The sequence below is a fragment of the Mycobacterium sp. 3519A genome (genome assembly GCF_900240945.1).
GTDB lineage: Bacteria > Actinomycetota > Actinomycetes > Mycobacteriales > Mycobacteriaceae > Mycobacterium.
In genome coordinates this window covers 2852208-2872330 of record NZ_OESG01000014.1, presented here as the reverse complement: position 1 = coordinate 2872330, position 20123 = coordinate 2852208, and the positions used below count along the sequence as shown (strand labels likewise).

Here is a 20123-nt window from a genome sequence, read left to right as displayed (position 1 = left end):
CAGGCCGCCGCGGGACACGACCGGCGCTCGGCAACGAACGAACCGGCCCACGATACCGCGGGAACGCCAGGTCAGCCCACGTGAACCAGCTGGTCACGAGCTACTACGGAGAAGACGGGCTCCGCAGAGTGGGCAAAGATATCTGCTGACACACACATCAGTTCTTACTGCGCTTTGGGAATCATCAGGAAGTATCAGCAAAATGCTAAAAACAGCTAGCGACTGACGCTCGCAATTCATGATCGAAGAGAGAAATTCCGGCCGAGGGAAGGCATTTGTACAAGATCGGACGACACCAGCTAATTGGTCGATAACGACCGGCGGAATACCAAGCCGGTGAATTGGCGAAATTTGCCGGCATTCGTCCAACTTCGGCGTAAATTGTTTGCTATCCAACCACCCAGGCAAAGGGGGCTCACATGGAACTGACAGTTCGCCAACACGTCGCCGCCGGGATAGCCGTAGTCGGAGCCAGTGCACTTGTGGCAAGCCCGATCGCGCCGCCCGCGCCCGACCTCCAAGTGCCGTCGCCACCGTCGATCACCGCCGATACGCAACTTCTGGGGCTGGCCTCCGACGCGGCTGAGGCGCTGGCGTTCCTCGTCACGCAGACCTCGGAGTTGGTCAACTTCGGCCTGATCCAGGTGGCCGACGGCGGGACCTTCGGCGCGGACCAGTTCGCCGATCTGATCGCGTTCGGCGCCGACGGAGTCAGCGCATTGACCACCGCCGCCGCGCAGGCGGGGGTCTTCTTCAACGACTCGCTGGCCGAGCTCATCGTGTTCGGGGTGAGCCAGACCGAGACGGCGGTCAACTTCTTACTCGCGCAGACAGCGGCCGCCATCACCTTCGGGGCAGAGGGCGTCGCCGGCCTCGCCGCCTTTGGTGCACAAGCGTTCTCAGGGCTGGTGACGGCCGCGGCAGACGCCGGGGTCTTCGCGAACACCTCGATAGGTGAACTGGTCACCTTCGCAATCGATTCGGTTCTGCCCGCACCGATCGCCGGTGCGCTGACACCACTCGTCGCGGGGCTGACCGGACTAGTCAACTTCGGCATCACCCAGACCGCGGGCGGACTCAACTTCGGTGCAGACGCGTTCGCCGATCTGGTCGCCGCCGGTGCCGCCACCACCGCCGACTTGGCGACGGGAGCTGCCACCGTGGCATCCTTCGCCACGTCGCAACTGGCCGATCTGGCGTCGTTCGCGGTGACCCAAACCCGCGACCTGGTCGACTTCGGCATCACCCAGGCGACGGGCGCCATTTCCTTTGCGGCACAGGGGCTCGCCGGCCTCACCGCTGCGGGAGCGCAGACGTTCTCGGACCTGATCACCGCGGCGGCCGGCGCCGGGGCGTTCGTCAGCACCGCCGTAGCCGATTTCCTGGTGAACGTCATCACCGGAGTCGGTAATGCGGTGCCGTTCGCGACAGCCACGGCTACGGCCACGGCGACCGCGAAAGTCCCGGGCCCGGAGGCGGTGCCGTCGGCCGAATCTCGGCTGCTTTCGGTGAAGGTCGACAACACTACAGTCGATGCCAAGCAGCCGAAGACGCCGGTTCAGGATTCGAAGGCGAAGAAGGGCGACGACGTCTCGCTGGCTGCTGGATCGGACAGCGGCACAACGGTTGCGGCTAAACAGGATTCAGGTACCACGGTCGACAAGACCGGCGCCGAACCAGTCAAGTCACAACCGGAGGCCGACAAGTCCGGTACCGAGAAGTCGGGCGCCGATACCGACAACGCTTCCGCCGGTGGCGAGACCGCATCGAAGGACGACCAGAAAGTCACCGAGAGCACCAAGAGTGTCACCCACACCAAGGTGTCGAAGAAGAAGACGACCAAGAAGACGTCTACCGCGAAGTCGGATGGCGCCGCCAAGGCGAAGGCAGGCGCCGAGTCCGGAGGTGATTCGGAGCAGAGCTGACCGCAGAGCGGTTCTGGCCCCTCTTCGGCGACCGGGGAGGGGCCCGAATCTTTCAGCGGCTCAGCGGAAGTCGGTGACCACGTCGCCGACCCGGCGCAACTGGTCGATGTCGGAACTCGTCGGGATCAGGTGCACCTCGTCGGTGCCGATGTCGGCGAACTTGCGCAGCACCGCGGCCAGATCGTCGTCGTCGCCCGCCCATCCGGTGGTGGGCGCCATCGCGTCGACGACACTCGACGGGATCCAGTTCATGTACCGCAGCAGATGTCGGTGCACCTGCGCCCTGGCTTCGGTGGCGTCGTCGCCGATCGCGAACCAGAACGACGTCGCAAGATGCGGTTTCGGCTTCCCGGCGTCGGCCCACGACTGCCTGGCCACGTCGAAAAGCTCGTTCTGTTTCTCGGTGTCCAGGTCCAGGGTGGTTCCGGCCAGTCCGTCGGCCCAGGATGCCGCACTGCGCACGGTTTTCGGGCCCATGGTGCCGACCAGCAGGTCGGGTCCGCCTGCCCGGACCGGCGCGGGACCGACCGGGACGACGGACTCGGTGACTCTTTCGCCGGCCCAGATGCGCTTCATCACGGCCACGCTGTCGGCAAGTCCGCGCATCGTCTGCGTCGCCGGGTCGGCGCCCACCGCGCGGTAATCCTCCTGCCTGCCGCCGATGCCGATACCCACGGTCAGTCGGCCGCTGCTGAGCATGTCGCCGGTGGCCAGTTGTTTGGCCAGCATCACCGGGTCGTGCAGTTGCGGCACCACGACCGTCGTCACCAACCGAACCCTGTCAGTCCACGCCGCGAGCGCGCCGAGCAGCGTCAACGCTTCGGGGTTGTCGAACGCGATGCGCTCACCCCAGCACAGCGACGCGAACGGGCCGCCGTCGGTGACTGTCGCCCACGCTTTCAACGTCGCCGCGTCCAGGTTGGGCTCCATCACCGGCATGGTCATCCCGATTCGCACGCGGCGATTCTGGCACGGGCCCGTCGGCGGCCCACCGCAACCCGGAAGAGTCAGGCCTGCGCGAAGCGGACCACACCGCTGTAGGTGTTGTTGCCCGGCTTTCGCGGATCGGGTTGCGGCAGCCACGCCAGCGGGCGCATCCACCGCGGCAGTCGGTTGACGCGGCGCGCCACCGTGAACACCGATTCGATTTCGATGGCCCGCCAGCCGAGGTCCTCGAAGAACGCGACGCCGTTCTCGGGGGCAAATCTGAACGGCGCGCTGTCCAGCAAGCCCCCGCTTCGCTTGTTCAACCGCTTCTGCAGGCCGGGGCCGGAAAAATCGAGCATCCACCAGGCCACCTCGGGCCGCTTCAGCGCCGTCGCCAACGACACCACGTCGCGTTGGTCGAGATACATCAGCAGCCCTTCGGTCAAGACCAGGGCTCGGCTGACGCCTGCCAACTCCTCGGCCAGGAAGGCGTCCCTGGCGGCGGGATCGGCCAGATCGACTGCGTGCCTGGCCAACCGGCAGCGCGGGGTCTGGTCGGCCAACGCCTGCTGCTTCTCGGCGAGCAGGTCGGGCAGGTCCGCCTCCACCCACGGGAAATCGGGTGGCAGCTCCAGCCGGTACGGCCGGGTGTCGAGTCCCGCGGCCAGGTTGAGCACCTTGTCACAACCGTCGCCGATGGCCTCGAGGATGACGTCGTCGATGACCTTGGTGCGGGCCACCAACCACCAGCCGTTGCGAAGTGCGCGTGGCCCTTCGGCCACGATGGCACGACCGCGCTCACCGGCGAGCCTGCCGGCCAGCGGGTCGTCGAAAAGCGCGTCAGGACGGTCCGATTCGATCGCCCGGTAGGTGGCAACCCAGCGCGCCGTATCCGAGACGTGAGAGATCAAGGGTTCGGTCGCCATGCGGCGAGTCTGCCACGCTAGGCAGGCGGGTCCTTCCTGGCCCTGACCGGATCCGGCGAAGGCGGCGCGAAGATGTTGCCCTGCAAGCCTCCTCGCAATGTCCGCACCGCGACCAGACACCACGTGCTCAGCAGCCCCACGTAACCGATGGCGGCGGCGACGCGAAACGACGGCAGTCCGGTGTGCACCGCCAACTGCGTTGTGCCGGTGACGAAGGTACCCACCGGGAAGGTCAGGCTCCACCACGTCAGTGCGAACGGCATACCGCGGCGCAACGTGCGGATCGTCAGTGCCGTCGCCAACGCGATCCACAGCACCGCGAAACCCCACACCGGAACCCCGTAGACGATCGCGAAGACGGCCATGCCGTCGGCCAGGTCCGGATCGACCGCGAGTGCGGCGTTCGTGCCGAGAAGCCCTGCCGCCGTGATGGATTGACCGAGCGGGCCCAGCACTATCCACAATGTCGGCACCCGCGCCGTACCGGAGGTGCCGTAGTGCGCTAGCCGACTCCACACCATCGTGATGATGATCAGCGACGCGACGAGCGACAGCCCGAACATCGCGTAACACCCGTAGAGCATGGTTTGCCTGCCGGTGCCGGGTGCCATGTGCGGGATCAGCAGAGCGCCCGTCGCGGCCGACACCATGGGCGGCACCACCGGCATCAGCCAGCCACCGAAGGCGGCATCGGGTTCCACCCGGTACTGGGTGAACATCAGGTACGGGATGCTGATCGCGGTGAACAGCCCGCCGACCGTCCCCGCCGTCCAAAGCACCCAGTCCAGGTCGACGGCCGCCTGCTCGCCGATCAGATCCCTTCCGACGAGCGTCGCGCCGGCGCCGACGGTCAGCAACGCCATTGGCGCCGCGCCGTAGAAGTGGCCCATCTGCGGGTTGTGGGCGTGGCTGCGCGCCACGGTCGGATGCCGTACCCAGTGCGCGACCACTGCGACGACCAACATCACCAGCCACACCGTCGTCGCCACCCACACCGCCTCGGCGAACGCCCGCAGGCCAGGAATGTGAACCGGCAGGGTCGCACCCGCGGTAGCCACGATGCCGGTGCCCATCACCGAGGCGAACCAGTTGGGGCCCAGGAAGCCGAGGCGTTGCTGCCGGTCCGTCGTCGTCATGGCGTCATCATCGCGCCTGCGGGGGTTTTCCCCCGGCAGGATCTCGGGAAAACGCTGTGTCGCTTCGCGCCTGCGGTCCATAGGTTGAAGGCATGGTCGCACTCACCGACACGAGTCCCGACACCGCGCAGGCACCCGCTGCCGGCGCCACGGTGCGTCACCGCAACATCGGCGTGGTCCCCACCGCGTCGTTGCTCACCGGGGCAGCGGTCGCGACGGTCTGGTTCTGGATCCCGCTGGCGATCCTGATCATCGGCGTCTCCTCGATACCCAGCGGCATCGGTTTCGCCCTTTCGGCGGTGGTGTTCATCTACCTGATGCGCGGCGTCGAACACGTCGAACGGCTGCGCAGCGAGGCGGCGTTCGGTCTCGGCATCGCCGTTCCCCCGCGACGGCTGTCACCGTATGCGGGATTCCAGCGGTGGCTGCACCAACTGTGGCTGGACGTCAGCAGCGGCCGGTTCTGGAAAGCCACCGCCCACCACTACCTGCGGATGGCCTACGACATGCTGGCAGCGGGCGTGGCACTTGCGCTGCTGGCGTTCGCGTTCCTCGGCCCGGCCGCGGCCATCGCCATCAGACACAGCGACGACGACGCCGGACTGTCGTTCCTGTCGCCGCCGCTGGCGTTCCTGCTGGCGGTCCTCGCGGTCGTCGGCGCGGTGGCCATCCTGGTCTTCGCACCGGCCGTCGACGCCGTGATCGACCGCTGGCTGTTGTCCCCTTCGCCGACCGCCGCCCTGCAGCACCAGGTCAGTGCGCTGGCCGATGCACGGCAGGGCGCGGTGTCGTCTGCGCAGACGGAGCGCCACCGAATCGAACGCGATCTGCACGACAGCGTGCAGCCCCGACTGGTGTCGCTGGCCATGACCATCGGGCTGGCCCAGACCAAGCTGGACACCGACCTGCCCGCGGCCAAACAGCTGATCGCAGAGGCCCACGACGATGCCAAGAGTGCGCTCGTCGAGTTGCGCAACGTGGTCCGCGGCATCGCGCCGACGATCCTGTCCGACCGCGGCCTGGACGCCGCGCTGTCGGCAGTGGTGCAACGGTCGGCGGTCCCGACGACGCTGAACGTGTACCTGCCGCGCAGATTGCCGGACGAAGTCGAATCGGTCGCGTATTTCGTCGTCGCGGAGGCGGTGACGAACGTCGCCAAACACGCCAACGCCTCGCAGGCGGTGGTGACCGTGCGACTCGACGAGACCGCCAACCAGCTCTACATATCGGTGTTCGACGACGGCCGCGGAGGCGCCGCGATCACCACCGACGAGAACGCCACCGGCCTGCGCGGCCTGGAGGAACGGGTGCGAGCCGCGCACGGCACCTTCCACGTGTCCAGCCCCAGCACCGGGCCGACCATCGTCACCGCGGTACTGCCATGCGCGTCGTGATCGCCGAGGATTCGGCGCTGCTGCGCGCAGGCATCGAACGGATCCTCATCGACGCCGGCCACGAGGTGGTCGCGGGTGTGCCCGATGCGACGAACCTGCTCCGTCTGGTCAACGAGAAGCGACCCGACCTCGCGATCGTCGACGTGCGAATGCCTCCCACGTTCACCGACGAAGGCATCCGCGCCGCGGCGCTGCTGCGCAGCCAGAACCCGGAGTCCCCGGTGCTGGTGTTGTCGCACTATGTCGAGGAGCGCTATGCCGCTGACCTGATCGCCTCGGACACAAGGGGATTCGGCTATTTGCTCAAGGACCGCGTCGCCGACGTGCCCGCGTTCCTCGACGCCGTCGACGTGGTGGGTGGTGGCGGCACCGTGCTGGATCCGGAGGTGGTATCGCAGATCCTGGTGCGTTCGCACCGCCGCAGCGCGCTCGACGAGTTGACGCCGCGAGAACGCGACGTGCTGCAACTGATGGCAGAAGGCAAGACGAACTCCGCGATCGCCTCGGCACTGCACATCTCGGTCGGGTCCGCCGAGAAACACATCGCGTCGATCTTCACGAAGCTGGATCTGGCACCCGACGAGAGCGAGAACCGCCGCGTGCTCGCGGTGCTGCGCTACCTCGAATCGTGAACCGCTGAAAGGGTTTTGACTGATGACAACCTTCGCTCCCCCACCACCAGCACCGACCAGTGCGCCGCCTCCGCTGTCCCCCGGCGGGCGGACCGCGTTCCGGTTCGTGCTCATCGCCGGCGCGGTGGTGCTGGTGGTGGGGGCCCTTGCCTCGCTCGGCACGGTGGCGTGGGGTATCGCCAGCTTCCGGGTCATCACTGACAGCAAGCCGCTGCCCGCCGGGATGCGGTCAGTGGTGGTCGACACCGCCGACACGCCGGTCGCAATCCGCATCACCGCCGACCGTGACGCCCGTGAGCCGCGGGCCGATCTGCGGATGGTGAATTCGACCAGGGCCGGGGCACATCCGCTGGCGGTCAACGCCGACGGCGACGACACACGGATCACGATCAGTGGCGAATCAACCCCGTTCTTGGATTGGGGCCGGGCGGGCGAGATCACGCTGGTGCTGCCGCCGGAGCTGGCCCGACGATTGTCGGTCACCACCCGGCAGGACAACGGAATAGTGTTCGCACAGGCCGGCATCGATCAACTGATCGCGCATACCGACAACGGTCGGGTCGTGCTCGGCAGCTCCGCCCGGCGCATCGAGGTCTACACCGACAACGGCGATGTGGTCAGCCGTGATCCGATCTCGGTGTCCGACTCATTCACTGCCACAGCCGATAACGGCGATGTCAAGGTGGACTTCGCCGAAGCGGCACCACGCACCATCGACATCACCAGTGACAACGGCGACGTGGTCATCGCGCTGCCTGCGCGCGGCCCCTATGCGGTGAATGCGAGCACCGACAACGGCGACACGGTGGTGCGGGTTCCGCAGGCAACCGCTCGGGAGAAGGCCGCGGCGGTCGTCACCGCGCGCTCGGAGAACGGCGACGTGATCATCGACGACCTGCGCTAGCCTCGTGCCCTCGTGCGCTCACGTGCGCGAACGTTCCTTACCGCTCGAAATTTTTGCGATTTTTCGAGCGGTAACGAACGTTCGGCGTAGGAAGTGGGTGGGGGTGAGTGCAATGGCCATTGACGAGGCAAAGCTCAACGAATTCCTGGGCAAGGCGGTCGCTGATCTCGGTGCGGCTGTCAGCGCGACACTCGTGCTGGTGGGCGATCGCCTCGGGTTGTACAAGGCGCTGGCCGCCGAATCGCTGACGTCGGCCGAGTTGGCGGAGAAGACGGGCACTCATGAGCGATACGTCCGGGAGTGGCTCGGCAATCAGGGCGCCGCCGGCTACGTCGAATACGACCCCGACACGGGCAAGTGGTCGATGTCTGCAGAGCAGGCGGCATGCCTGGCCGATCCCGACGGGCCGGTCGACATGCCCGGTGCTTACAACATCGTCGAGGCGCTGTTCTACGCGCTCGGTCGCACCGTCGATCACTTCAAGACCGGCGAGGGCATGGAATGGGGTGAACACCACCCGTGCCTGTTCGTCGGCACCGAACGCTTCTTCCGGGCCGGTTACAACGCGAACCTGCTCGGGTCGTGGCTGCCGGCACTCGACGGCGCGGTCGAGCGGCTGCAGGCCGGCGCCACAGTCGCCGATGTCGGCTGCGGCCACGGCGCGAGCACCGTGCTGATGGCCAAGGCCTACCCGAATTCGACGTTCATCGGGTACGACTACCACCCAGACTCCATACAGGTGGCGACCACCCGCGCCGCGGCCGCCGGTGTCGAGAATGCGACGTTCGAGGTGGCCGACGCCGTCAGCTACCAGGGCAAGGATCTCGACCTGATCGCGTTCTTCGACTGCCTGCACGATATGGGTGATCCCGTTGGCGCGGCGCGGCACGCGCGTGACGCACTCGCCAGCGACGGCATCGCAATGATCGTGGAGCCCTTCGCAAATGACCGCGTCCAAGACAACCTCAACCCGGTCGGCCGGGTGATGTACGGGGCGTCGTCGCAGGTCTGCGTGCCGGTGTCGTTGGCGCGCAACGGTCCCGCACTCGGTGCGCAGGCGGGCGAACAACGCCTGCGCGAGGTCGTCGTCGACGGCGGCGGCTTCACGCGGTTCCGGCGGGCCACCGAGACACCGTTCAACATCGTCTACGAGGCGCGTCCGTAGCCCGCGCTACGTCAACGACGCGATTATCTCCGCGACGGATCCCGTCCTGGCCTGCCGGTAGCCGGTGCCCGCCCACACGTTGACGGCTTCCGGGTCACCGGCGCGCACCGACGCGGCGCGCAGCGGGCTGGTCAGCCAATGGATCTCCGGGTAACCGTACGTCGCCTCCGCCTCGTGCTCGTCGACGAACCGGTTGCGCAGCCCGCGCGCGTAGCGGCCCGAGAATGCCCGCGTGACAACGGTTTCGGTGAAGCGCGGATCCTGCAGCGCGGCGCGGTGCACCGGGCTGCTACCCGCTTCGTCGGACAGCAGGAACGCGGTGCCCAGTTGGGCCGCGGCCGCGCCGGCCGCCATGACTCTCGCGACGTCCTCGGCCGTCATCAATCCGCCCGCGACGACGACCGGCACGTCGACGGCGGCTTTGAGCTCGGCGAGCAACTCGTCGAGGGGTTGAGTGGCCGGCGGCACGCCCGGGTCGAAGGTGCCGCGATGCCCGCCTGCCGCCGGTCCCTGCGCCGCGACCGCGTCGACACCGTTGGCGACGGCCGTGCGCGCCTCGGCCACCGTCGTCACGGTGCCGACCACAGCGATGCCCGCCTCCCGCAACCGGTGGCACTCGTCGGCGCTCGGCGCGCCGAAGGTGAACGACGCGACCTCCGGTCGCACGTCGAGCAGCACCTCGATCTTGGCCGCCCAGTGGTCGTCGTCGAACCGGGGCTCGCCGAGTTGCGCGCCGTACCGCTCGGCTTCCCCCGCGAGCGCCTTCGCGTACCGGGCGATGTCCTCGCGGGTGCCCGCACTCGGTTGTGGGGCAAACAGATTCGCGCCGATAGGGCCGGACGTGAGGTTGCGGGCCGCGGACAGCCGCTCGGCGAACACCTCCGGTGTCAGATAGCCCGCCGCGACGAAACCGAGGCCGCCTGCGTTGGTGCCCGCCGCGGCGAGTTGTGGCGTCGTCGGCCCACCGGCCATCGGGGCGACGAGGATGGGCACCGAAAGATCAGATAAGTCGAACGCCATCGATCCTTCGTACCACCCGGGCCGCGTCGTCACCGCAGAGCCTTGCCGAACAGCAGGCAGTCCTGCGGCTCGCCGCTGATGTTCGGCAGCACGGCATAGCGGGCCAGCCGGCCTTCGAGCGTCAGGCCGCTGCGTTGCAGCAGCGCGGCGGACCCGGCGTTGTCGACATGGCAGTGCGCGGTGACCCGATACACGGTCGGGTCGCGCTGGGCCTTGTCCAGAAGCAGTTGCACGACTTCGGACATCAGCCCCTGGCGCCACCAGCGCCTGCCCAGGAAATAGCCGAAGTCGATGATGTGCGGTTGCGGCCTGCGCCAGCCGCAGACCCCGACCGGACCGTCGCCGTCGTGGAGTTCGATGATCCACGTGGTCTCGCCGCCGACGTTGAAGATCTCGGTGATCACCCGCCGCGTCTCGGATACATCGGCATGTGTGCGCCACGACATGTATCGGGAAACCTCCGGGTCAGACACCACGCGGTCGAAGAGTGGCTGCGCGTCGTCGATCGTGGGTGCGCGCAATGTCACCCGTGGCCCGGTGAGCGTCTCGACTTCCGACATAGGCCTATCGTGGATGGATATGGCAATAACGTTCAACCACACCATCGTCGCGGCGAAAGACCGCGAGGAGTCAGCCCGGTTTTTCACCGAGTTGTTCGGTCTGCCACGCGCCAGGGAATTCGGCCCGTTTTTGGCCGTCGAACTGAATCACGGCGTCAGCCTCGACTACGCGCAGGTGGGACCGGAGGAGGACATCCGCCCGCAGCACTATGCCTTCCTGGTTTCCGAGGACGAGTTCGACGCGATCTACGGCCGCATCCGCGACCGCGGCATACAGCACTGGGCGGATCCGCACGGCAGCAGACCCGGCGAGATCAACCACAACGACGGCGGCCGCGGCGTGTACTTCCAGGACCCGGGCGGACACTATCTGGAAATCCTCACCCGGCCCTACGGCTCGGGTGCCGGCTGACCCGCGACGCCAGCACATCCACTCCATCCCCGTCGAGGCGGCTCAGCATCGCGGGCCGGTTGCCGAGCACGCTCACCAGTTCGGCGGCGGGGCCGCAGACGAGCGGACCTCGATCGCCGTGGGTCCAGCCGACGTCGGTGGCAACCAGGCGTAACCCGCGGCTGTTGGCGTACGCGGGGACAAACGGATTCGGCACGCGCACTTGGGTTTCCAACACGGCGACGAGCGCATCGGCGGGGATGGCAGGCTCGCGGCCGAGCGCGAACAGCATGTCCAGTTCGTGCGTGATGTGGTCGCCGAGCAGCAGTCGCGGCGGGAAGTAGCGGCCGAGCCCGCGCGGGCGTTGGGTCAGTCGATGGAAGTCATCGAGGAGTTCGGCAGGGGTGCGCGCGGCAGCTAGCGCACACGCCATGGCCGCGTTGGCCCGGTCGAATGACCCTCTGTGGCGCAGCATTTCGGCGGTCACCGCCGCAGCCGACGCGCTGCTGCCGACGACGAGATGGGCGAGCACGTCGTGGTTGGACCAGTGCTCGCACAGGCTGAGCTGCGCCCACTCCGCGGGACTGAAGTCGGCGGCCAGCGCGTGGAGGCGCGCGTCGTTGGCGCGCAGTCGATCACGCGCGGACATCGAGATGCTCCCGCAGAAAAGCTGTTTGGTCGTCCATCACCTGAGCAACCAGCGGTGGGTGGTAGATCGCGAAGTGGTCGGAGTCGTAATGCTTGGCGACGCCACGAGGCGCGCGCCGCGCCACCAACGCCGCGTACCCGGTATCCATCAGGTTCTCCCGGTCACACACGCACACGAGCAATGGCGCCTCGATCCGGCTTGCGTGCCGGGTGGCCGACGTCAGTACCATCGCGACGGCGCCGGCGGCCGCGATCCGGTTGTCGAACCGCCCGCCGGGCGGGACGGTCGATCGCCAACCCGATTCGGCGCCGTCGACCGTCACCATGGCGAAACCCCCTGGCGGTCCGACGATCGGCACGTACCGTCGTTCCCTGCGAAACACTGCACGCAGCACGTCCTGCGCGATGGCGGGCGTCAGCCGCAACGCAGCGAGCAGACCCAACTTCCTGGCCGCCCCGGGCCCGTGCACGATCGGGCATTGCACCACCGCGGCCGCCACGTCAGCGCGCTCGGCGGCGACTCGGACCACGTTCATGCCGCCGAGGCTGGTGCCCCACAGGCCGACTCGCCGGCCGTCGACCTCCGGCCTCGACTTGAGGTGTTCCAGCGCCGCCGCCACGTCGTGACGCTGGTTATGCGTCGAGATGTGTTGGCGCGGTTGGCCGTCCGAGTCACCGGTGTTGCGGTAGTCGAACGCCAGCGTCGCGATTCCCGCGGCGGCGAAGTGCTGTTCGTACTGCGCCAACATCATGTCGTGCGTCGCGCCGAGTCCGTGCACCAGCACGACGGCCGGATGCGGACCAGATCCGACGGGCAGCGTCAGCCATGCCGCGCAGCGCACGCCTCGGCATGAGAAGTCGACCCGTTGGGTCGGAATGGTCGCGGGCATGGGCACCTCCAGCATAAGTACGTTGTACGTGTTGGCTACACTGCTTCACGTACGACGTACTTGTCAAGGGGTCATCAGATGCGCGCACGGTTCACGACCGACGAAATCGCTGCGACGGCGCTCGAGATCGTCGACGCCGAAGGGCTTTCCGCGCTGAGTATGCGATCGCTGGCTGCCGCGTTGGGCACAGGACCGATGACGCTCTACAACTACGTGGCCGACAAGGAAGGGCTCGAGGAGTTGGTCGTCGCCGCGGTGGTCGCGGATGTCCGACTGGCCGCGCCGACAGACGACTGGCAGCACGATGCGTACGCGATCGCCGACGCGATGTGGCGTGGCATCCGCGCACACCCCGCCGCGATTCCACTTGTGCTGACCCGTCGTACGTTGTCGGCGACGGGTTATGCCGCCGCCGACGCGCTGATCGCCGCGCTCGAGCGGGGCGGCCTGCCCGACCACGACCGACTGGCCGCGTTCCACGCCGTGCTCGGCTTCGTCATCGGCGCCGTGCAGACCGAATTGGCAGGCCCGCTGACCCGCGGCCGTGACGCGGCCGATGCCGCCGCGCGGATCGGCACGGTGGCAGGTGACACATTTCCGCACATCGGGTCACTGTCGAAGGTTGCGATGCAAATGTCGCCCGAGGAGGACTTCGACCGTGGGCTGTGCATGCTGCTCGACGGCATCGCCACCCGCAGGCTGCGCAAGCGTCGCTAGCCCACCGAGTGGCCGCGCTGCTGCTCCTGGCCGAGGTAGTCGCCCGCCATCTTCGCGACGTGGTCGGGCAGCGTGCCTGAAGCGACGTCGGCGAGGCTGGTCTCTTCGAGCACCGATCGCATGCTGGCCCGCAGCGCACGCCACACGTCGGTCAGGGCGGCGGTCGGCCCCGAGTACGGCAGATCGCCGAGCCCGATATCCCGCACGCTGGCCAGCGGCCCGTCGATGCAGCGCAGCACGTCGGCGATGCTGATGTCGGCGGCCGCCCTGGCCAGCTCATAGCCGCCGTCGCGGCCGCGGTGGCTGCGGACCAGCCGGTCGGTGCGCAGTTCGGACAGGATGTCGACGAGGAACTGCGGCGGGATGCCCTGCGCCTTGGCCAGGTCGTCGGTCTTGACCAGCACGCCGGCCTCGACGGTGGCGAGCTGGATCATGGCCCGGACGGCATACTCCGCCTTGGCCGACATCCGCATGTTGGCCAGGTTAGTCGGGATTGTCGAAGTTACCGCTCAACGCGCGTACAGATGCGGGCGTCGGCGTGCCGGGCAGGTTGTCGGGGGCGGGCTGCGGCGCGCCGTAGGTGACCGTCATCGGCACCACGCCCGCCCACGCTCCCGACGCGACGTCCTCGGGCGGGTCCTCCGGCCAGCCGTCGCTGACTTTCAGCGACCAGTTCGTCTCGGCGATGGCCAGCCGCAAGGCCTGCGTCGCTGCGATCTCTTTGCGGTTGCTTGCGCGCAATTCGGCGACACGCCCCGGAATGAAGGCCTCCACCAGCGCGTCGAGATAGCGCTCTTTGTCGTCACCGTCGATCACCTCGAACCTCCCGAAGATCGCGGCGCTGCGGTAGCGGAACGAGGACTCAAACCCGCTGCGCGCCACCATCACTCCGTCCAGCGCGGTGACCGACACCGCGGCAGGCGCACCCGCCGCCAGCGCGCGCAGCCACGGCGAACCTGTCGACCCGTGGATGACGAGTTCGTCGTCGAGGCGTGCGAAGCCCGTCGGGAACACGACGGGATGCCCGTCACGCACCAGTGCAACCGTCGCAAGGGGTGTGCTGTCGAGGAGTTCGTCGAGCCGTTGCCGCGACGTGTCCTGCTTCTCGCGGAGCCGGGTGACCTGGGTGGAGGGGGTGGCCGACATGCGCTAAGGCTAATCGGGGATGTCGTAGGCGCCGGGCACGACGACGGCGAACAGGTCGGCCATCGCGGCCAGGCTGGCGGCCTGCATCGCCTCGGCGGAGACCGTCGAGTCACACACTCCTGGCAGCGCCCTCGTCGCGGTGGCGCTGGCGACCACCGTCGGCGCATAGCCCAGGTTGAACGCGCCGCGGGCGGTGGAGTTCACGCACATGTGCGTCATGAAGCCGGCCAGCACCAGATTCGTCGCGTTGGAGGTCTTCAGCACCTGGTCGAGGTCGGTCTGCACGAACGAATTCGGATAGTTCTTCACCACCACCGGTTCACCGTTGCGCGGGGCGACGCGGGGCACGATCGCGCCGCTCTCCCCCTCGATGTCGTAGAGCGAACCGGGACCGTCGTCGTGCTGGATGTGGATGACCGGGATACCCGCCGAGCGCGCCCGGTCGAGCAGCGCAGCGGCCTCGTCGAGCGCCTCTTGGACGCCTTCGAGTTCCATCACGCCGCGCGTGTAGGTGTTCTGGCAGTCGATCAGGATCAGTGTCGATTCCGAAAGGCTGACCGGCTGTTGCGGCAGATCGGCCAGGACGCGCAGGGTCGGGTTGCTCACCCGCCGAGCGTACTGGCATCACGCCACAGCGGTCGCGATGAGTGCGGGCGCCGCGAACCGCACCGACCCGTCACCGGTGACGAAACGCGCGAGCCGCGTCCCGGCCGCCCGCCGCAGCCGCTCGTACTGCTCGTCATCAATGTGCTCGGCGAGCGTCCACCCCCGTATCTCCGTGTACAGCCAGTCGTCGAGCGACGCGAAACGGGCCTCACCTTCCCGGTGGTGCACGGTCACTTCGGCGAACGACCCGCTCAGCACGTCGCGTAGTTGCCCCCGGTCGCCGACGCAGAACGGTGCCCGCAGCGCGTCGGCGGCCCAGTCGCCGATCTCGTCCGCGAGCAGTTCCACCATCGCCGCATACCCCGGTGCCTGCTCGACGGATGCCCATGTGGCCACCGCCACGCATCCTCCCGCGCGGAGCGCACGCCGCATCTCGGCGACCGCACGCTGCCGGTTCTCGAAGAACATCACTGCGAATTGGCATGTCACACAGTCGAACTCCGCATCGGCGACCGGCAGCTGCTCAGCCGATCCACGACGAATGTCCACACCGGGTGCGATGCGTTTGGCGACGGCGAGCATGCCCTCGTTCGGGTCGACGGCGACCACCGACCCGCGCGCACCCACCCGATTCAGTGCTGCCCGCGCCAGCACGCCGGTGCCCGCGCCGACGTCGAGCAGGCGATCGCCGTCGCTCGCGTCCACCGCGTCGAGCATCGGTGCCACGAACTGCCCGAACAGAGCGGGCACAAAGAACTGCTCGTACACCTCCGCTGCCGTCGTGGAGACCTGGCCCGTACTCATGTCCCGATACTGCGCGCCCAACGGCCGTGCGGGAAGTTCCGTTTCAGAACTTCACCGAGGGCCAGCGCGGTGAGACGATCGAGACATGGGCACGTACCGGCAGTACTGCCCGGTCGCTCGGGCGTCGGAGATTCTTGCCGAACGGTGGAATCCGCTGATCGTCCGCAACCTCATGTTCGGGGCAGATACTTTCTCGGCGATCGCCAGGGGCGTGCCGACGATGTCGCGTTCGATGCTGCTCAAACGACTCGACGAACTCGAGCACGCGGGAGTCATCCGGTCCGAGGCCAAAACCGACGGCCACGGCCACACCTATCACCTCACTGACGCGGGTGCCGATCTGGCGGGCATCATCGGCGGCATGGCCGAGTGGGGTGAGCGCTGGCTCGAAATGACGACGGAGCACAGCGATCCCGCTTTCGCGTTGTGGGCATGGGTCCAGGTTCAACTCGATCGATCGGCGCTGCCGACCGACCGCCGGATCGTCGCCATGATCTTCCCCGACGAGCGGCCGACCAATCGGCGGTACTGGCTGCTGATCGATGGCGGCGACGCCGAACTCTGTTACCGCGATCCCGGCGGTCAGCCCGACCTGGTGGTCGAGGCCAGATCGCGGGCCTTCGTGGACTGGCACCGTGGGGCGCGCAGTTGGGCCGACGCAATCCGCTCCGGGGACATCAAGCTCACCGGACCGGCGTGGTTGCGCAGGTCATTCCCGACGTGGAACGCGCACCGGCCGATCAGCGCGAGGTGACCGCCAGTACCGCGTCGGCGAACTCGGGACGGCAGACCACGAGGTCGGGCAGCAACGGGTCGGCCTGGTTGTAGACCAGCGGCGTGCCGTCGATGCGTGACGTGTGCAGGCCAGCCGCGCGGGCGACCGCGACCGGCGCCGCGGAGTCCCATTCGTACTGGCCGCCGGCATGGACGTAGACATCGGAGATGCCCTGGACCACCGACGCGACCTTGGCGCCGGCCGAACCCATTTCGACCAGCGTGCCATCCAGCGCGTCCCGCACCGCAAGCGCGACCGCGGGTGGCCTGGTGCGCGACACCACGATCCGCGGCTTGTCCGCAGCCGGAGCCGCTTGGCCGGCGACATTGAGCCTCGCCGGCGGCGGGCTGACCGTCGGCGTGGCCAGCGTGATGCCTTGTGCGGGAAGGGCCACCGCGCCCGCGACCAGCTCTCCCGCCTGCCACAGCGCGACGTGTACCGCCCAGTCGTCGCGGCCCAGTTCGGAGAACTCGCGGGTGCCGTCCAGCGGATCGACGATCCACACCCGCTCGGCGGACAGCCGCACCGGGTTGTCGGCCCCCTCCTCGGACAGCACCGCGTCACCAGGCCGTTGCGACGCCAGCGCGTCCATCAGGAAGTCGTGAGACCGCTTGTCGCCCGCGGCTTTCCGCTCCGACTCGGTGGCGTCGGCGAGCTCGGCACGCACGTCGAGCAGCAGTTTGCCCGCTGCTGTGGCCAGTTGTGCCGCGACCTCGTGGTCGGTCACCGCTTGCTTTCCAGTAGCTCGATCACCAGGTCTGCCAACTCCTCGGTGCTGCGGTCCGGCGTCAGCCGCAGATCCGGGTTCTTCGGCCGCTGATACGGGCTGTCGATGCCGGTGAAGTGGGTGATTTCGCCGGCCCTGGCCTTGGCGTACAACCCCTTCGGGTCACGACGTTCGCAGTCCTCGATCGGGGTGTCGCAGAACACCTCGAAAAATTCGAGGCCGGCTTCGGTGGTCAACTTGCGCGCCAGCGCGCGATGCTCCTCCAGCGGGCTGATCGCCGGAACGAGCACGACCTGACCCGAGTCGGCCAGGATCGCCGCGATGTGAGCGAGCCTGCGCTGGTTCTCGGCGCGGTCGGCCATCGAGAAACCCAGGTCCGCGTTAAGGCCGTGGCGCAGGTTGTCGCCGTCGAGAACATAAGCCGGAGTGCCTCTTTCGAGCAGCTTCTGTTCGACGAGCATGGCCACCGACGACTTCCCGGAACCGGACAGCCCGGTGAACCAGACCGTGCGGCCCTTCGACAGCCGGTCCTCGGAGGTGCACAGCGATTCATGGCGCACGGTATTCGGGCTGGCGGTGCGCGCCGTCACGTACGGCAGGATCATGCCCGCCGCGACGGTGCCGTTGGTGTTGGGGTCGATCAGGATGAACGACCCGGTCGCCGAGTTGCGGCTGTACTCGTCGAGCAGCAGCGGCACCTGGGTGCGCAGCGAGATGCGGCCCAACTCATTGAGTTTCAGTGCGGTCGCGGATTTGTCGCGGTGCAGGGTGTTGACGTCGAGGCGGTAGTCGAGCGCCGTCACCTTGACCCGCGTCGTGCGCGTCGTGTGCTTGATGATGTAGTCGCGGCCGGGCTCCAGCGACGACCCGTCGGCCATCCAGCACACCGTGGCGTCGAACTCCTGCGCCACCCGCGGCTGGTTGTTCGGCCGCGCGATCAGGTCGCCCCGCGAGATGTCGATGTCGTCGGCGAGGCTGACCGACACGGCCATCGGCGGAAACGCTTCCTGCACAGGCCCGCTCGGGCCTTCGATCGCGGTGATGCGGCTGGACTTCCCGCTGGGCAGCACCACGACCTCGTCGCCGGGACGCATCACGCCGCTGGCGACGGTGCCTGCGTAGCTGCGGTGGTCGAGGTGGTCGTGGGTCTGCGGCCGGATCACGTACTGCACCGGGAACCGCACGTCGACGAGGTTGCGATCGCCTGCGATGTAGACCTCTTCGAGGTGTGACAGCAGCGAGGGCCCGTCGTACCACGGGGTGTTGCTGGACTTGGTCACCACGTTGTCGCCCTGCAGCGCCGACAACGGGATGGTGGTCACATCGTGGATATCGAGGCGAGCCGCGAACTCATGAAAATCATCCCGAGTCGTCTCGAATGTCTTTTGGTCCCAGTCGATCAGGTCCATCTTGTTGACCGCGAGGACGATGTGCCGGATGCCGAGCAGCGACGCCAGGAACGCGTGCCGACGCGACTGCTCCAACAGCCCGTGCCGTGCGTCGACCAACACGATCGCCAATTGCGCGGTGGACGTGCCGGTGACCATGTTGCGGGTGTACTGGATGTGGCCGGGGGTGTCGGCGATGATGAATTTCCGCTTGGCCGTGGCGAAGTAGCGGTAGGCGACGTCGATCGTGATGCCCTGTTCACGCTCGGCGCGCAGGCCGTCGGTGACCAGCGCCAGGTCGGTGTAGTCGTGCCCGCGTTCCTTGGAGGTCCGCTCGACGGCGGCGAGTTGGTCCTCCATGACGGCCTTGGAGTCGAACAGCAGCCGGCCGATCAGCGTGGACTTGCCGTCGTCGACCGAACCCGCGGTCGCGATGCGCAGCAGTGTGGCCATCAGAAATACCCCTCGCGCTTGCGGTCTTCCATGCCGGCTTCGGAGATCCGGTCGTCGGCGCGGGTGGCGCCACGCTCGGTCAACCGTGACACCGCGGTCTCGGCGATCACCTCGGAAACGGTGCCCGCCAACGACTCGACGCAGCCGGTGCAGGTGACGTCGCCGACGGTGCGGAAGCGGACGGTCTTCGTGACGACTTCCTCGTCCTTACGGGGCTGCATGTACTTGTGCACCGCGAGCAGCATGCCGTCGCGCTCGAACACCTTGCGCTCGTGGGCGTAGTAGATCGACGGCAGTTTGATCTTCTCGGCGCCGATGTAGGACCAGATGTCGAATTCGGTCCAGTTCGACAGCGGGAACACCCGGATGTGCTCGCCCTTGCGGTGCCGCCCGTTGTAGATGTTCCACAGTTCGGGTCGTTGGTTCTTCGGATCCCACTGGCCGAACTCGTCGCGGAAGGAGAACACCCGCTCCTTGGCGCGGGCCTTCTCCTCGTCGCGGCGGGCGCCGCCGAACGCCGCGTCGAACTTGTTCTCCCGGATGGCGCGCAGCAGCGTGAAGGTCTGCATCGGGTTGCGCGACGGGATGGTCTCGACCACACGTCCGGCGTCGATATCGTCCTGCACCTTGGCGACGACGAGGCGGACCCCGGACTCGGCGACCAGCTCATCGCGAGCGGCCAGCACCTCGTCGAAGTTGTGGCCGGTGTCGACGTGCATCACCGGGAACGGCAGTCGGCCGGGCCGGAACGCCTTGATCGCCAGGTGCAGCATCACGATGGAGTCCTTGCCGCCGGAGAACAGCAGAACCGGCCGCTCGAACTCCGCGGCGACCTCGCGAATGATGTGGACGGCCTCGGCCTCGAGCGAGCGCAGATGGCTCAGCTCGTAGCGGCCAGGGTTGAGTTCCTGTGCGGCGGTCATCACAACCTCGTTAAGTTGGTAGAAATGACCAGAATAATCTGCATAACCGGATATGAAACCAGCCCC

The 20123-nt window shown here is 67.6% G+C and carries 22 protein-coding genes; 8 read left to right on the top strand and 14 right to left on the bottom strand.

Translation table 11 applies throughout. The annotated features are described in order from the left end of the window. Positions 1 to 419: 419 nt before the first annotated feature. Positions 420 to 1925 carry a hypothetical protein gene (locus tag C1A30_RS35075; protein ID WP_142392710.1) on the top strand — a complete coding sequence of 502 codons (1506 nt, stop codon included), beginning with the start codon at positions 420 to 422 and terminating at the stop codon, positions 1923 to 1925. Positions 1926 to 1985: 60 nt separating this feature from the next. Here the strand turns inward: C1A30_RS35075 and C1A30_RS35070 are convergent, their stop codons facing one another. The 3 genes from C1A30_RS35070 to C1A30_RS35060 form a co-directional block, all read right to left on the bottom strand. Next, entirely contained in the window at positions 1986 to 2870 is an 885-nt protein-coding gene (locus C1A30_RS35070) for an LLM class flavin-dependent oxidoreductase (protein WP_101952738.1), read from the bottom strand. A 62-nt stretch (positions 2871 to 2932) separates the two neighbouring features. Then, complete coding sequence (locus C1A30_RS35065) at positions 2933 to 3778, bottom strand: SAM-dependent methyltransferase (RefSeq protein ID WP_101952737.1); 846 nt, start codon at positions 3776 to 3778, stop codon at positions 2933 to 2935. 17 nt (positions 3779 to 3795) lie between these two features. Further along, positions 3796 to 4914, bottom strand: a complete 1119-nt coding sequence (locus C1A30_RS35060; RefSeq protein WP_101953122.1) for a TDT family transporter — start codon at positions 4912 to 4914, stop codon at positions 3796 to 3798. A 92-nt stretch (positions 4915 to 5006) separates the two neighbouring features. Between C1A30_RS35060 and C1A30_RS35055 the strand changes: the two genes are divergently transcribed. From C1A30_RS35055 to C1A30_RS35040, 4 genes are all read left to right on the top strand, one after another. After that, positions 5007 to 6308 (top strand): sensor histidine kinase, encoded by a 1302-nt coding sequence (locus C1A30_RS35055; RefSeq protein ID WP_200828511.1) that lies wholly within the window; start codon positions 5007 to 5009, stop codon positions 6306 to 6308. Further along, positions 6296 to 6940, top strand: a complete 645-nt coding sequence (locus C1A30_RS35050) for a response regulator transcription factor (protein WP_101952736.1) — start codon at positions 6296 to 6298, stop codon at positions 6938 to 6940. The genes C1A30_RS35055 and C1A30_RS35050 overlap by 13 nt, the downstream gene beginning before the upstream one ends. 22 nt (positions 6941 to 6962) lie before the next feature. Next, positions 6963 to 7844 (top strand): DUF4097 family beta strand repeat-containing protein, encoded by an 882-nt coding sequence (locus C1A30_RS35045; RefSeq protein WP_101952735.1) that lies wholly within the window; start codon positions 6963 to 6965, stop codon positions 7842 to 7844. A 112-nt stretch (positions 7845 to 7956) separates the two neighbouring features. After that, on the top strand, positions 7957 to 9009 hold the full coding sequence (locus tag C1A30_RS35040) for a methyltransferase domain-containing protein (protein WP_101952734.1): 1053 nt from the start codon (positions 7957 to 7959) through the stop codon (positions 9007 to 9009). A gap of 6 nt (positions 9010 to 9015) precedes the next feature. On the opposite strand, the gene C1A30_RS35035 is transcribed toward C1A30_RS35040, so the two are convergent. Together C1A30_RS35035 and C1A30_RS35030 are read right to left on the bottom strand one after the other, a co-directional pair. Continuing rightward, positions 9016 to 10029, bottom strand: coding sequence for a nitronate monooxygenase (locus C1A30_RS35035; RefSeq protein WP_101953120.1), 1014 nt, complete (start codon positions 10027 to 10029; stop codon positions 9016 to 9018). Between the two features lie 29 nt (positions 10030 to 10058). Then, positions 10059 to 10589, bottom strand: coding sequence for a GNAT family N-acetyltransferase (locus C1A30_RS35030; RefSeq protein WP_101952733.1), 531 nt, complete (start codon positions 10587 to 10589; stop codon positions 10059 to 10061). 19 nt (positions 10590 to 10608) lie between these two features. Here C1A30_RS35030 and C1A30_RS35025 point away from each other — a divergent pair, with 19 nt between their 5' ends. Beyond that, positions 10609 to 11001 carry a VOC family protein gene (locus C1A30_RS35025; protein ID WP_101952732.1) on the top strand — a complete coding sequence of 131 codons (393 nt, stop codon included), beginning with the start codon at positions 10609 to 10611 and terminating at the stop codon, positions 10999 to 11001. On the opposite strand, the gene C1A30_RS35020 is transcribed toward C1A30_RS35025, so the two are convergent. Both C1A30_RS35020 and C1A30_RS35015 read right to left on the bottom strand, forming a co-directional pair. After that, positions 10970 to 11629 (bottom strand): maleylpyruvate isomerase family mycothiol-dependent enzyme, encoded by a 660-nt coding sequence (locus C1A30_RS35020; protein ID WP_101952731.1) that lies wholly within the window; start codon positions 11627 to 11629, stop codon positions 10970 to 10972. The genes C1A30_RS35025 and C1A30_RS35020 overlap by 32 nt on opposite strands. After that, a complete protein-coding gene (locus C1A30_RS35015) occupies positions 11616 to 12533 on the bottom strand; it encodes an alpha/beta fold hydrolase (protein WP_235010341.1) in 918 nt (305 codons plus the stop codon). The genes C1A30_RS35020 and C1A30_RS35015 overlap by 14 nt, the downstream gene beginning before the upstream one ends. A gap of 63 nt (positions 12534 to 12596) precedes the next feature. On the opposite strand from C1A30_RS35015, the gene C1A30_RS35010 reads away from it, so the two are divergent. Then, complete coding sequence (locus C1A30_RS35010; protein WP_101952730.1) at positions 12597 to 13235, top strand: TetR/AcrR family transcriptional regulator; 639 nt, start codon at positions 12597 to 12599, stop codon at positions 13233 to 13235. On the opposite strand, the gene C1A30_RS35005 is transcribed toward C1A30_RS35010, so the two are convergent. The 4 genes from C1A30_RS35005 to C1A30_RS34990 are packed head-to-tail and all read right to left on the bottom strand — an operon-like array spanning position 13232 to position 15791. Further along, entirely contained in the window at positions 13232 to 13708 is a 477-nt protein-coding gene (locus tag C1A30_RS35005) for an RrF2 family transcriptional regulator (protein WP_101952729.1), read from the bottom strand. The two genes, C1A30_RS35010 and C1A30_RS35005, sit on opposite strands and share 4 nt — an antisense overlap. Positions 13709 to 13718: 10 nt before the next feature. After that, positions 13719 to 14381, bottom strand: coding sequence for a pyridoxamine 5'-phosphate oxidase family protein (locus C1A30_RS35000; RefSeq protein ID WP_101952728.1), 663 nt, complete (start codon positions 14379 to 14381; stop codon positions 13719 to 13721). Positions 14382 to 14390: 9 nt separating this feature from the next. Then, on the bottom strand, positions 14391 to 14987 hold the full coding sequence (locus tag C1A30_RS34995) for a cysteine hydrolase family protein (RefSeq protein ID WP_101952727.1): 597 nt from the start codon (positions 14985 to 14987) through the stop codon (positions 14391 to 14393). Between the two features lie 18 nt (positions 14988 to 15005). Continuing rightward, complete coding sequence (locus tag C1A30_RS34990; protein ID WP_101952726.1) at positions 15006 to 15791, bottom strand: class I SAM-dependent methyltransferase; 786 nt, start codon at positions 15789 to 15791, stop codon at positions 15006 to 15008. 85 nt (positions 15792 to 15876) lie between these two features. Here C1A30_RS34990 and C1A30_RS34985 point away from each other — a divergent pair, with 85 nt between their 5' ends. Further along, complete coding sequence (locus C1A30_RS34985; RefSeq protein ID WP_101952725.1) at positions 15877 to 16545, top strand: helix-turn-helix domain-containing protein; 669 nt, start codon at positions 15877 to 15879, stop codon at positions 16543 to 16545. Here C1A30_RS34985 and C1A30_RS34980 read toward each other — a convergent pair. Genes C1A30_RS34980 through cysD form a run of 3 tightly spaced genes read right to left on the bottom strand, consistent with a single transcriptional unit; the run spans position 16532 to position 20057 of the window. After that, the gene (locus tag C1A30_RS34980) at positions 16532 to 17293 is read right to left on the bottom strand and encodes a 3'(2'),5'-bisphosphate nucleotidase CysQ (protein WP_101952724.1); all 762 of its coding nucleotides are present in this window, start codon (positions 17291 to 17293) and stop codon (positions 16532 to 16534) included. The two genes, C1A30_RS34985 and C1A30_RS34980, sit on opposite strands and share 14 nt — an antisense overlap. Continuing rightward, a complete protein-coding gene (gene cysN, locus C1A30_RS34975; RefSeq protein ID WP_101952723.1) occupies positions 17290 to 19134 on the bottom strand; it encodes a sulfate adenylyltransferase subunit CysN in 1845 nt (614 codons plus the stop codon). The genes C1A30_RS34980 and cysN overlap by 4 nt, the downstream gene beginning before the upstream one ends. After that, positions 19134 to 20057, bottom strand: coding sequence for a sulfate adenylyltransferase subunit CysD (gene cysD / locus C1A30_RS34970; protein ID WP_101952722.1), 924 nt, complete (start codon positions 20055 to 20057; stop codon positions 19134 to 19136). Before cysD ends, cysN begins: the two co-directional genes overlap by 1 nt. Between the last annotated feature and the right edge of the window lie 66 nt (positions 20058 to 20123).

Coding starts and splice junctions, on each gene's coding strand:
- C1A30_RS35075 (WP_142392710.1), top strand. CDS start 420: ATGGAACTGACAGTTCGCCAACACGTCGCCGCCGGGATAGCCGTAGTC.
- C1A30_RS35070 (WP_101952738.1), bottom strand. CDS start 2,870: ATGACCATGCCGGTGATGGAGCCCAACCTGGACGCGGCGACGTTGAAA.
- C1A30_RS35065 (WP_101952737.1), bottom strand. CDS start 3,778: ATGGCGACCGAACCCTTGATCTCTCACGTCTCGGATACGGCGCGCTGG.
- C1A30_RS35060 (WP_101953122.1), bottom strand. CDS start 4,914: ATGACGACGACGGACCGGCAGCAACGCCTCGGCTTCCTGGGCCCCAAC.
- C1A30_RS35055 (WP_200828511.1), top strand. CDS start 5,007: ATGGTCGCACTCACCGACACGAGTCCCGACACCGCGCAGGCACCCGCT.
- C1A30_RS35050 (WP_101952736.1), top strand. CDS start 6,296: ATGCGCGTCGTGATCGCCGAGGATTCGGCGCTGCTGCGCGCAGGCATC.
- C1A30_RS35045 (WP_101952735.1), top strand. CDS start 6,963: ATGACAACCTTCGCTCCCCCACCACCAGCACCGACCAGTGCGCCGCCT.
- C1A30_RS35040 (WP_101952734.1), top strand. CDS start 7,957: ATGGCCATTGACGAGGCAAAGCTCAACGAATTCCTGGGCAAGGCGGTC.
- C1A30_RS35035 (WP_101953120.1), bottom strand. CDS start 10,029: ATGGCGTTCGACTTATCTGATCTTTCGGTGCCCATCCTCGTCGCCCCG.
- C1A30_RS35030 (WP_101952733.1), bottom strand. CDS start 10,589: ATGTCGGAAGTCGAGACGCTCACCGGGCCACGGGTGACATTGCGCGCA.
- C1A30_RS35025 (WP_101952732.1), top strand. CDS start 10,609: ATGGCAATAACGTTCAACCACACCATCGTCGCGGCGAAAGACCGCGAG.
- C1A30_RS35020 (WP_101952731.1), bottom strand. CDS start 11,629: ATGTCCGCGCGTGATCGACTGCGCGCCAACGACGCGCGCCTCCACGCG.
- C1A30_RS35015 (WP_235010341.1), bottom strand. CDS start 12,533: ATGCTGGAGGTGCCCATGCCCGCGACCATTCCGACCCAACGGGTCGAC.
- C1A30_RS35010 (WP_101952730.1), top strand. CDS start 12,597: ATGCGCGCACGGTTCACGACCGACGAAATCGCTGCGACGGCGCTCGAG.
- C1A30_RS35005 (WP_101952729.1), bottom strand. CDS start 13,708: ATGCGGATGTCGGCCAAGGCGGAGTATGCCGTCCGGGCCATGATCCAG.
- C1A30_RS35000 (WP_101952728.1), bottom strand. CDS start 14,381: ATGTCGGCCACCCCCTCCACCCAGGTCACCCGGCTCCGCGAGAAGCAG.
- C1A30_RS34990 (WP_101952726.1), bottom strand. CDS start 15,791: ATGAGTACGGGCCAGGTCTCCACGACGGCAGCGGAGGTGTACGAGCAG.
- C1A30_RS34985 (WP_101952725.1), top strand. CDS start 15,877: ATGGGCACGTACCGGCAGTACTGCCCGGTCGCTCGGGCGTCGGAGATT.
- cysN (WP_101952723.1), bottom strand. CDS start 19,134: ATGGCCACACTGCTGCGCATCGCGACCGCGGGTTCGGTCGACGACGGC.
- cysD (WP_101952722.1), bottom strand. CDS start 20,057: ATGACCGCCGCACAGGAACTCAACCCTGGCCGCTACGAGCTGAGCCAT.